The sequence below is a fragment of the Sheuella amnicola genome (genome assembly GCF_010499255.1).
Taxonomy (GTDB): Bacteria; Pseudomonadota; Gammaproteobacteria; order Burkholderiales; family Burkholderiaceae_B; genus Zwartia; species Zwartia amnicola.
In genome coordinates this window covers 339,796-351,635 of record NZ_JAAGRN010000004.1, presented here as the reverse complement: position 1 = coordinate 351,635, position 11,840 = coordinate 339,796, and the positions used below count along the sequence as shown (strand labels likewise).

Below are 11,840 nucleotides of genomic sequence, written 5' to 3'. Positions count from 1 at the left end.
AAGTGAGCACTTGTGATTTCATTTGCAGCGCCAAGACCTGTTACAGCCCCAGCACCTGCGCACTCATTCCAAGCGCCCACACTTATCGGTTGTCAAATTTTTAAAGAACAAGGTATTGCAAATTCGGTACTAAAACCGCAACATCTTCGCTTATTTGCAGCAAACAACTATTTAACTAGCTATTTACTTTAAATCGCGTCTGACGATTTTTGGTTTTTTCTGTTGCTGTTTGAGCAGCAGAGAAACGAGATTATGAAGGACTTTTTTTACCCTGTCAAGTTGATCTACCTAAAGTAGTTCTACCTGTACACTTGTTCGTATGAACATCACACGACACAAGTGAGAAAAATGGCTATTTATCAACTAGGTAATCTGGTTCCGCAAATCGACCCCACAGCCTTCATATTCGAGTCGGCGGACATCATTGGTGATGTCGTGATCGAAGAACAGGCCAGCATTTGGGCAAATGTCAGCATTCGTGGCGACAACACCCGCATCACGATCGCGCACCATTCGAACGTGCAAGAAGGTAGCGTTTTGCACTCCGATGCGGGTATGCCACTTTTTGTCGATCATCATGTCACTGTAGGACATCAGGCCATGCTTCACGGTTGCACCATCGGATCAGGCTCGTTGATCGGTATGCAGGCTATCATTTTGAACAAAGCAAAAATCGGACGCAATTGTTTGATTGGTGCAGGCGCGATCGTTCCGGAAGGGCGTGAAATTCCTGACAACAGTTTGGTGATCGGGGTGGGCAAAGTCACGCGCACACTAAGCGACGAAGAGATCGCCGGCATTCGACACAACATCGAGCATTACGCAAAGCGCGGCCAGATGTATCGCAAAGAATTAAAACGTCTAGGCTAAATCCACTACATGCAAGATTATCTAAAAAAGTATCTGCTCGAAGATAAGAGCGTACGCATCGAATCCGTACGCATGGGTGAAACCTGGCGCGATGCGCAATCACATCATGCCTACCCGCCTGTTATCGCCGCCCTGCTTGGCGAGCTTGTCGCGGCGTCGACCTTGCTAGCAGCCAATCTCAAGTTTGACGGTTCACTTCTCCTCCAGATGCAAGGCGATGGAGCGATCGCGTTGATGGTGGCCGAGTGTCGTGCAGACATGAGCGTGCGTGCGACTGTCAAACTACGTGACAAACCCATTGACCCAACTGGCGACTTGCAATCCTTGCTGAATCCGGGCGGCACCGCAAAATTTATCGTCGTACTTGATCCGCCAAAGAATACGCCCGGTCGTCAGGCTTATCAGGGAATTGTTCCTCTTGAAGGCGATACGATCGCCGAGGCGCTCGAACAGTACATGAAACGCTCGGAACAACTTGATACAAAAATCATGTTGGCTGCTGATTCGCAAATATGCACAGGGCTATTGCTTCAACGACTTCCGATACACGGCGGGTCAAATCAGACCGAAATCACTCAAGCCGATGAATCGTGGAATCGCGCCTTGCATCTGGTCGAAACAGTTAAGCATGAAGAACTGTTGAAAGCGGATCAGGACGTCTTGCTGCACCGACTGTTCTGGGAAGAGCCGCTTATAGCCTTCGAACCGCATCCGGTGACCTGGAAATGTTCTTGCACCCGCGAAAAGGTCGCGGACATGCTGCGCATGCTAGGTAAGCAAGAGGTCGAAAGCATTTTGCTTGAACAAGGAAAAATTGAGGTCGCTTGCGAGTTCTGTGCAAAACCGTACCTGTTTGACGCAATCGATGCCGATGGCCTGTTCCAGGCCATCACGACACCCGCAAGCAAAACACTGCACTAGCAAGATTGCGCCGAGCACCTATCTGGCTTAACTGTGCTCAGCCAGATATTGCACGGCTCGGCGCACGCCCTGAGAGCCGACACTAATTCCAAGCGATTCAAGCGCAGCTTCTACTCCCCCCAAAGCCCCAAGAATCATTGCAGAGTTCAAATCGCCAAGATGGCCGATTCTGAATACGCGACCGGAAAATGGACCCAGGCCACCCGCAATCATCACCTGGAATTTTTCACGCGCTACTTTACGGATTTTTTCAGGATCAATTCCTGGCGCAACCAGAATAGTCGTCACAGAAACCGAACGCGCTTCGGGCACTTGGCAAAGGAATTGCAAATTTCCTTCTTCAGCCCAGGCGGATACGGCGGCGTGCACCGCTCCGGTCAAGAGACGATGGCGCGCGAAAACGTTTTCCAATCCTTCCTTTTCGATCAGACCAAACGCTGCTTGCATGCCCATCAATAAGTTCTGTGGCGGAGTGCCGCAGAACTTGCGATAAGAAAGCTCGCTTCTGCGTGATCGCCAGTCCCAATAATATCGAGGAGCGGGATTTTTTTCGCAAACCGCCATGGCCTTCTCGTCGGCAACGCAAAAACCGACGCCAGGAGGAGACATTAATCCTTTTTGTGATGCACCAAGCACTGCGTTCACGCCCCACGCATCCATTTCGAAATTAGTTGCGCCCAAAGAGGCGACCACGTCGACAACAAATAAGGCGGGATGATCTGCCGCATCGATCGCGCGACGCAAAGCCGGAATATCGCTAGTTGTTGAACTGGCCGTGTCGGTATGCACGGCAAAGACGGCAACGATTTCTTTTTTCGTATCAGCACGCAAGGCCTTCTCAAGCACATCGGGATCAATCGGGAATCCTTCGACGTAGGGCGTTCGGACAACCTCGATGCCCATTGCCTCGGTCAGCACTGCCCACGAATCCGAAAAGTGACCGGTTCCAAGAATGAGAACTTTCTGTCCGGGCGCGGCAACATTGACGGTCAAAGCTTCCCATACCCCATGCCCATTGGCGGCATAAAGAAACACTTCAGCAGACTTGGTTTTAAGCAATCCGCGCAATCCACGCTCACAGCCCGCAATAAAAGCATCCACACGGGGATCGCCCATGTCCATAGGTTGATTCGTCATTGCATCCAAGACAGCCTTGGGTACATTTGACGGGCCTGGTGAGTGCAATGCGCGAACGCCCGGAATATGTGGAAATGTTGTGGATGCTGAATTCATATAAGTCCTTGAGAGATTGCTTATTCTAACGCTCGAATCACGTAGATCAAACGACAAAGAAATGCCTTGAGCGTGTCGAATTTATCCCGCTGGGCAGACATAGAAGCAATCAATCATTCAAACTACTCCTCTGTCAGTTGAGCATTTCATTTTGCATCACGAACGGAATTTACGGATATCGAATTTGGTTTTTAATTCTCCCTATTCGTACGGATCGCATAGCGACCGTAAAAGCAAAAAGTACGATGCTTTGCAGCGACAGCGAGGCACATTCATCATGGAGGCAACACTAGTCCTCATTCCGATCCTGTTTGCATCCGGATTCATTATCGAAGCTACCCGCATCCAACAAATCAAAAATATTGCACGACTTGCGTTGTACGAGGCAGGCCGAAGCGCAAGCGTGTCGCACGCAGATCCAAAAATCTATGAAGAAGTATTCAAACGGAACATGCTCGCGCTGCATGTTCCGCAGGGGTCACACTCATCCGCAAAAGCCCGGCAGCATTTCGCGCTACATCAGCAGGTTAAGCGTACCGGCTTACCTGCATGGAGACTGAAAGTGCTAGCTCCGACAAAAGCGAGCTTTCAGGATTTTGCGAACCGTCACATGTCAAACATCAACAACAAACCAACCATTCGCAATGATTACCTGATAGAACAACATCAGAAAAAGATTAATCAAGGCTGGGCCGGCGGACAAGGCCCCCAGTCGGGACAAACAATCTTTCAGGCCAATACGCTGGAAATAGAGTTGAGTTATTTTCATGAACCGCTTTTACCAGGCATGCAAGCAGTGCTGCGACTACTAGGCCGACTGCGTACGGATGATGCTGGACAAGCGTGGAGCCGAGGCCTGTTTGCGATCGTGATAACGCACTCGGTAATGATGCAGAGCGACTTAATGGACTGGTGGTAAATCCAGACCGAAAACTTACCTCTGCTGCCCGGACTGGGGGGTCGATTTTGGCTGCGCAGGCTGAGTCGTTGATTTTTGCTGAGCAGGCTGCGTAGTTGGCTTTGATTGGGCGGGCTTATTGGTAGCAGCTGCAGGAGCCGGTTGTGCAGACAGCGCACCCTGTGGTTTGCCTTTAGCTTGTGCTTTCAGTTCCGGCGGATTGACGTCGGGAGGCAGAATCTGCACATAGACTTCAGTTTGTCGCATCATGCCGAGTTCAGCGCGTGCCTTTTCTTCCGCTGCAGCGGTCCCTTCGCGCAAATCCACAACTTCTGCATCCAGCGCCTGATTGCGAGCACGCAAGCCGTCGTTGATACTTTTCTGAGAAGCGACTTGCGTCTGTAAATCCCATACAGCGAACCAACCGCCCCGACCCATCCACAATGGATACTGGATCAGACCGACCAGAGCAATCAGCAGCAAGAGTAATAGACGCATACCGTCTCTAAAACGGTGTGATGAAACATCACACCGTCACACAGGTTTAACGCAAATTAAAGAAAGCATCGCGACCCGGATAGGTCGCCACATCTGCAAGTTCTTCCTCGATACGCAACAACTGGTTGTACTTGGCCATGCGATCGGAGCGCGAAAGCGAACCGGTCTTGATTTGCATCGCATTGGTCGCCACTGCAATATCGGCAATAGTCGAATCCTCGGTTTCGCCGGAACGGTGCGAAACAACAGATGTATAACCGGCACGCTTGGCCATTTCAATTGCAGCAAAAGTTTCGGTCAAGGTGCCAATCTGATTGATCTTGATCAGAATCGAGTTGGCAATGCCCTGATCGATGCCCTGTTTGAGAATTTTGGTGTTGGTCACAAAAAGATCATCACCAACCAATTGGATCTTGCGGCCAAGCTGCTCGGTCAACAACTTCCAACCATCCCAATCGTTTTCTGCCATTCCATCTTCGATCGAAATAATCGGATACTTATCGCACCATGTGGCCAACAGATTTGCGAACTCTTGCGAAGACAGGGAAATGCCACCTTCACCATCAAGCTTGTATTTGCCGTCGCGATAAAACTCGGATGCGGCGCAGTCCAATCCAAGCGCAATCTGCGTACCGGGCTCATAACCGGCGTTTTCGATCGCGCGCAAAATCAACTGGATCGCAGCTTCGTGATTGGCTACGTTAGGAGCGAATCCACCCTCGTCGCCCACCGCCGTAGACATGCCCTGGTCATTGATCAGTTTTTTGAGCGCATGAAAAGTCTCGGCTCCCATGCGCATTGCTTCACGGAAGCTGGTAGCGCCAATAGGCAAAATCATCAACTCTTGAAGATCAAGCGTGTTGTTGGCATGCGCACCACCATTGATAACGTTCATCATGGGCACAGGCATGCTCATCGGACCGCTTCCGCCGAAATAACGGTACAGTGAAAGACCGGACTCGTCGGCTGCGGCACGGGCAACTGCCATCGAGGCGGCCAGAATGGCATTCGCGCCAAGGCGCGACTTGCTTTCGGTGCCATCCAGTTCGATTAAAGTACGATCCAGAAATGTTTGCTCTTGTGCATCCAGCCCCATCAGTGCTTCGGAAATTTCGGTATTCAGATTTTCAACGGCACGAAGGACACCCTTGCCCAAATAACGGCCTTTGTCGCCATCGCGCATTTCAATCGCCTCGCGACTGCCTGTCGACGCTCCGGAAGGAACGGATGCGCGCCCCATTGCGCCAGATTCAAGCAGCACATCACACTCAACCGTGGGGTTGCCACGCGAGTCGAGGATTTCACGACCGATGATATCTACGATTGAACTCATGTCTACATTTCCTGAAAAATAAAAATTCGTTTAAATCGTTAAAAACTTGACTCGAGAAAACCCTGGCTTTTGACCACTCGATCCAAATCAACCAAGGTGGTCAGCAACTCTTTCATGCGACCAAGAGGCACAGCATTAGGACCATCAGACAATGCCTTTGCCGGATCAGGATGTGTTTCCATAAATAGCCCGGAAACCCCGGCGGCCACGGCAGCACGTGCAAGAACAGGCACAAATTCACGTTGACCACCCGACGATGTGCCTTGTCCGCCTGGAAGCTGCACAGAATGCGTGGCATCAAATACGACAGGGCATTGAGTCTCTCGCATGATAGCCAGCGAGCGCATATCCGAAACCAGATTGTTGTAGCCGAATGATACGCCTCGTTCGCAAACCATAATATCGGCTGCAACGCCTGCCGCCTGTGCAGCCTGTCGCGCCTTGTTGACGACTTGAGCCATATCGTGAGGCGCCAAAAACTGCCCCTTTTTGATATTGACCGGCTTTCCGCTCGCAGCGCACGCCTGGATAAAGTCGGTCTGACGACACAAAAAGGCCGGGGTTTGTAAAACATCAACCACCTGAGCGACTGGTTTAACCTGATCCCGATCATGCACATCGGTCAGCACCGGTACATTTAACTGGGAGCGGACATCAGCCAGAATTTGCAATCCTTCATCCATGCCCGGGCCGCGATAGGAGGTTCCCGAACTGCGGTTAGCCTTATCGAAAGAACTTTTATAGATAAACGGAATACCCAAAGCTGAAGTGATTTCGATCAACTGTCCCGCAGTGTCAAAGGCCATTTGGCGCGATTCGATCACGCAGGGTCCGGCGATCAGAAAAAAACGCTGATCCAGACCGATATCGAATCCGCACAGTTTCATCACGATGCCTTACGCTTGTTTTGATTGGCCAGCGCAGCCCGGATATAACTCGAAAACAGGGGGTGACCGCTTCTGGGCGTGGATGTGAACTCGGGGTGAAACTGAACACCCACAAACCACGGATGATCCGGCAGCTCCATCATCTCGGGCAGATTTTCGGTCGGGGTGCGCGCACTGATCACAAGACCGGCCTCTTCAAGACGTGGGACGTAAATGTTATTCACTTCATAACGGTGACGATGGCGCTCATTCACCACCGGACCATAAATTTTGCTCGCAAGCGTATTGGGCTTAATTGGGCAGCTTTGCGAACCTTTTCGCATCGTACCACCAAGATCTGAGGACTCATCCCGCTTTTCGGTACGCCCCTCCCGATCCATCCACTCGGTAATCAGCGCGACTACGGGGTGTGCATTTTCCGGAGAAAACTCAGTGCTGTTCGCACCATCCAGACCTGCTACGTGACGCGCGAACTCAATCACAGCTAACTGCATGCCCAGACAGATACCCAAGTAGGGAACCTGATTTTCACGCGCATAGCGAATCGCAGCGATCTTGCCTTCAGTTCCGCGCTTGCCGAAACCGCCCGGAACCAGGATGGCATCGAATGATTTCAATACACCCACGCCATTTTGCTCAATGTCTTCGGAATCGATGTATTCGACAACAACTTTGGATCGCGTATGGATACCGGCGTGAATGAGCGCTTCAGTCAAGGACTTGTATGATTCGGTCAAATCGACATATTTGCCGACCATTGCGATTCGTACCTGATGCTCAGGATGTTCCAGCGCATCAATCAAGCCCTGCCACATCGATAGATCGGCTTTGGGGGGATTGATTGCCAATGCCTCGCAAACCAGATCATCCAGCCCTTGCTGGTGCAACATGCCAGGCACTTTATAAATGGAATCTGCGTCCCAGACCGAAATGACCGCATCCAGAGGGACATTCGAGAAAAGCGAAATCTTGGCACGTTCCTCATCCGGGATCGGACGATCGGCGCGACAAAGTAACGCATGCGGCGTAATGCCGATTTCACGCAGTTTTTGCACGGAGTGCTGGGTCGGTTTGGTTTTTAGCTCGCCAGCCGAGGCAATGAAGGGTACAAGCGTCAGATGTATGAACGCGGCCTGGTTGCGACCAAGCCTTAAGCTCATCTGGCGGGCAGCTTCAAGGAATGGCAGGGACTCAATGTCGCCCACCGTTCCGCCGATTTCGACCACGGCGACATCGGTTTGCCCATCCCAGGATTGCTCTGCACCGCGAGTGATGAAGTCCTGAATTTCATTGGTGATGTGTGGAATTACCTGCACGGTCTTGCCCAGATAATCGCCACGACGCTCTTTGCGCAAAACCGATTCGTAAATCTGACCGGTCGTGAAGTTGTTGACCTTGCGCATCTTCGAGGAAATGAAGCGCTCGTAATGGCCCAGATCGAGGTCGGTTTCAGCACCGTCTTCAGTGACGAATACTTCACCGTGCTGGAACGGGCTCATCGTACCCGGATCAACGTTAATGTAGGGATCTAACTTGAGGAGAGTCACCTTCAGGCCACGCGATTCGAGAATGGCGGCCAAAGACGCAGCAGCGATGCCCTTTCCGAGAGAGGACACCACGCCACCGGTGACAAATACGAATTTGGTCATGTCATTAACGCCCTTTTTACGGAGCGCATGCGGGAAATTTGGATTATAGCCGTAGCGGTAGCTTTTGCGTAGTCATCCGCATGGACTTTTACGCAAAAGACTAATTTACGTTAAATGGTGCTTAAACCAAGGCTTCGGTACGCAGAAGCAGCCATTTCAGCGCAGGTCCGGACACCAAGGGGGATAAACGCTGCCTGACCTCGGCATGATAGGTGTTTAACCATTCGATTTCTTCCTGCCGCATCTGATCCAGATTGATGCAACGTGTATCGATCGGACACAGTGTCAAGGTTTCAAATTGGAGAAATTCACCGAATTCGGACACCCCCGCGGTTTGGTTGCACACCAGATTCTCGATTCGGATTCCCCATTTTCCCGTCCTGTACAGTCCAGGCTCATTGGATGTGATCATTCCGGGTTGCATGGCAGTATGAACAGCAGGCACAGCGCGATATGAAATCACTTGAGGCCCCTCGTGCACATTCATGAAATAGCCGACACCGTGCCCGGTACCGTGCCCATACTCTGCCAATCTGTCCCATATCGGAGCGCGGGCAACCGCATCGATCATAGGTGATGCGATGCCTCGCGGAAATTTCAAACGAGACAAAGAAATCATGGCGCGCAAAACTGCCGTGTAATCATTTTTATGATCGTCGGTGATCTCTCCAACCGGTATAACGCGCGTGATGTCGGTCGTGCCACCCAGATATTGGCCTCCAGAATCGATCAGGAGCAATCCCGCGCCTTCAATTCGCGCATTGGACTGCGGGGTTGGCCGGTAATGCGGCATGGCGCCGTTGGAGTTGAATGCGGCAATTGTGCCAAAACTGCGCGAAATAAAGCCGGGGCGCGCACGGCGCTCAAGAGTGATTCGCTCATCGATCATCAACTCATGCAAAGGCTGTGTTTCAGCCAGCGCGATCGCATCCTCAAGCCAGGCGAAAAATGCGCACAGCGCTGCGCCATCCTGCTCCATGACACGTCTAACATGGGCGAGCTCGGCAGGGGTCTTTTGCGATTTGAAATAAGTGCTTGGGTTCATCGTCGGCAACAACTGCGCACTGACACGGTCGATCAATGCACATGTCGTACGAACAGGATCAAACATCAATACGTCCTGACCCGGCAGCTCTGTTACATATTGCACCGCCAGATCGTAGGGATGCACTTGGATGTGATCGACGGCAAGCTTGGTTTCAAGATCAGTATCGATTTTTCCGGGCAATACGAACAAGTGGGCGCTTTGCTCACCGATCAGGACATGCGAGAGAAACACAGGGTTGTAAGCGACATCCGAGCCGCGCAAATTCAACAACCAACCGATATCATCCACGGTTGAAATCAGATGCCACTGCGCACCTTGCTCTTTCATGACCCGACGCACACGCCTAAGCTTTTCCAGCCGAGACTCTCCGGCAAATTCGATACTAAATTCATATACGGGGTCGGCAGGCAACGCTGGGCGCTCGGTCCAGCACTGACCGGGCAAATCCAGTCCAAGCTCAAGCTCAATATGCTTGTCGGCAAAGAGGGACTTCAACACATCTCGCGCAGCTAAGCCTAATGCACGCCCATCCACCGCGACAACGCCATGCGGACGAATATTTTGGGCCAGCCAAGTCGTATGTGCAGCATCCGCTGCAGTGCCGATTTTCATCAACACAAACTCTGTTGCCGCCAGTTCGGTTTCGGCTTGCACCCAATAACGACTATCAACCCAAATGCCGGCAAAATCTTGCGTCACCACAACAGTACCGACAGATCCGGTAAAGGGAGTCAACCATGCCCGAACCTGCCAATAAGCGGGCAAGTATTCAGACAAATGGGGATCGGCCGAAGGGATCAAACAGGCATCAATTCCTGCCGATCGCATCGCTTCGCGCAATCTCTCTAGTGGACTGCCTGTTGTGAAAGAAGCAGCATTTTTCGACATAAATCAAAATCCCGTAATCGACTATCGCAGCATGAAAGACATGGCGGCCAAACTATTGAGGGTACGGATCAGGTCGTGCATTGTCGCGCTTGTAAATCCGATCGTTACACCGTCAATTCTGGTCAGTGTGGGAAGAGTGCAGAACAAATCGGCTATGGATGGGCCCTGCGTCGTTAGACGGCATCGAATCGGAGCCTGCATACGCAGTTGAGTTTCAAGCGTCTGTCCTGACTGATTTGCGGCCTCGATATGAGTGCGAACCGCCAAGGCCGTTTTCTCTTCGAGCTCCTGCTGCACATCGACCATCGATCTTGTGACACCGCTAGAGTGTCCGTAGGCCGTTTTGGTTTGCACCCATACGGCTGATGGAAAATGTTGCGTGTTTTCGGAAATGAATTGATCATCGCCCGACCCCAACAGAACGGGCACGCCCATTTCGGTTGCGAGCGACCCGTAAAGACCGGCCTCACCCATGACTTGGTCATTCACTTCAACGCGGGCAAAAGCAAAACTGTTGATGGTGTGGGCTAGGATGCCGCGCCCCTGTGCGCGAGAATGATACCCCAACAGCACCACAGCTTCGCAACCCAATTCCAGGCCGGACATCATTCCGAGATATCTCGGCTTACCCATCACAAACTGCGCTCGCGCATCCAACTGGTCCGCGAGCAAGTTACGGAAACTGCCGTGCGAATCATTGACCAGAACCGACTGGGCACCACCTTTGAAAGCACCCCGAATAGCCGCGTTCGTCTCTTCTGTCATCCAGCGCCTGGCACGTTCGTATTCCGAATTGCCCGGACGTGTCTGCTCGACATTAAATACGCCCGCCACACCTTCGATATCGGCCGAGATCAGTATTTTCATGGGGAAATCCGTTAAGTGAATTTATCTGCCCGAATTGCGCGCAGACATTTTGGCGCGCAATACCGCGATGATCCCCGGCAACAACGAAACGATAATGATCCCCAGAATCACGGCAGTTAGATTGTCGCGCACGAAAGGAAGGTTTCCGAACCAGTAACCGGCCAGCGTCAATGAAACCACCCAGAGAATTCCTCCCGACACGTTGTAGGAAAGAAAACGCTTGGGATCCATTTTTGCAAAACCAGCGACAAATGGCGCCATGGTGCGTGCGATCGGCAGAAAACGGGCGATGATAATCGTCTGGGCACCATAACGATCGAAAAATCCCTGTGTGTAAGCCATCCGCTCAGGGCTGACGATTTTTGTGCGGCGGATCAGTGCTTCGCCAAACCACCGACCAATAGCGTAATTCAGCGCATCCCCCGTAATGGCAGCGGCAGTCAGCAGCCCCATCAACAGATATAAGTCCATCTTACCCATCGCGCAAATGGCTCCAGCAACAAACAGAAGCGAATCACCAGGCAGGAAATTGGCGAACACCAAGCCCGTTTCCGAAAAAATGATCAGAACAAGCAGAACATAGATCCAGGCTCCATGCGTCTCGATAAACTGCAACATCGTCTTATCGATATGAAGCAGCAAATCCAGTAGAGTCGACAGCAAATCCATATTCAAATCCTTGATTCAAAAAAAGCGACGAATGATTTCGCTCGCATTGCAGCATTGTAGCCAACCGGGTTAAAGATAT

At 51.6% G+C, this 11,840-nt stretch carries 11 protein-coding genes; 3 read left to right on the top strand and 8 right to left on the bottom strand.

The features are described 5' to 3' along the window. Positions 1-348 precede the first annotated feature (348 nt). Together G3I67_RS08225 and hslO are read left to right on the top strand one after the other, a co-directional pair. Entirely contained in the window at positions 349-870 is a 522-nt protein-coding gene (locus G3I67_RS08225) for a gamma carbonic anhydrase family protein (protein ID WP_163654050.1), read from the top strand. A 9-nt stretch (positions 871-879) separates the two neighbouring features. Further along, positions 880-1,791, top strand: coding sequence for an Hsp33 family molecular chaperone HslO (gene hslO / locus G3I67_RS08220; protein WP_163654047.1), 912 nt, complete (start codon positions 880-882; stop codon positions 1,789-1,791). Positions 1,792-1,818: 27 nt separating this feature from the next. Here hslO and G3I67_RS08215 read toward each other — a convergent pair whose 3' ends face one another. Further along, positions 1,819-3,024, bottom strand: coding sequence for a pyridoxal-phosphate-dependent aminotransferase family protein (locus G3I67_RS08215; RefSeq protein WP_163654043.1), 1,206 nt, complete (start codon positions 3,022-3,024; stop codon positions 1,819-1,821). Positions 3,025-3,208: 184 nt separating this feature from the next. Here G3I67_RS08215 and G3I67_RS08210 point away from each other — a divergent pair, with 184 nt between their 5' ends. Next, positions 3,209-3,943, top strand: coding sequence for a TadE/TadG family type IV pilus assembly protein (locus G3I67_RS08210; protein WP_163654041.1), 735 nt, complete (start codon positions 3,209-3,211; stop codon positions 3,941-3,943). Between the two features lie 15 nt (positions 3,944-3,958). Here G3I67_RS08210 and ftsB read toward each other — a convergent pair whose 3' ends face one another. From ftsB to G3I67_RS08175, 7 genes are all read right to left on the bottom strand, one after another. After that, the gene (ftsB, locus tag G3I67_RS08205) at positions 3,959-4,420 is read right to left on the bottom strand and encodes a cell division protein FtsB (RefSeq protein ID WP_163654038.1); all 462 of its coding nucleotides are present in this window, start codon (positions 4,418-4,420) and stop codon (positions 3,959-3,961) included. 46 nt (positions 4,421-4,466) lie between these two features. Further along, a complete protein-coding gene (gene eno / locus G3I67_RS08200; protein WP_163654035.1) occupies positions 4,467-5,753 on the bottom strand; it encodes a phosphopyruvate hydratase in 1,287 nt (428 codons plus the stop codon). Between the two features lie 38 nt (positions 5,754-5,791). Beyond that, positions 5,792-6,640: a 3-deoxy-8-phosphooctulonate synthase gene (gene kdsA / locus G3I67_RS08195; protein WP_163654032.1), complete on the bottom strand. Its 849-nt coding sequence runs from the start codon at positions 6,638-6,640 to the stop codon at positions 5,792-5,794. Then, a complete protein-coding gene (pyrG, locus tag G3I67_RS08190; RefSeq protein WP_163654029.1) occupies positions 6,640-8,289 on the bottom strand; it encodes a CTP synthase in 1,650 nt (549 codons plus the stop codon). The genes kdsA and pyrG overlap by 1 nt, the downstream gene beginning before the upstream one ends. 121 nt (positions 8,290-8,410) lie before the next feature. Next, positions 8,411-10,225 (bottom strand): aminopeptidase P family protein, encoded by a 1,815-nt coding sequence (locus G3I67_RS08185; RefSeq protein WP_163654026.1) that lies wholly within the window; start codon positions 10,223-10,225, stop codon positions 8,411-8,413. Positions 10,226-10,246: 21 nt separating this feature from the next. Beyond that, complete coding sequence (locus G3I67_RS08180; protein ID WP_163654023.1) at positions 10,247-11,092, bottom strand: M55 family metallopeptidase; 846 nt, start codon at positions 11,090-11,092, stop codon at positions 10,247-10,249. 21 nt (positions 11,093-11,113) lie between these two features. Then, entirely contained in the window at positions 11,114-11,761 is a 648-nt protein-coding gene (locus G3I67_RS08175) for a VTT domain-containing protein (RefSeq protein ID WP_163654020.1), read from the bottom strand. Between the last annotated feature and the right edge of the window lie 79 nt (positions 11,762-11,840).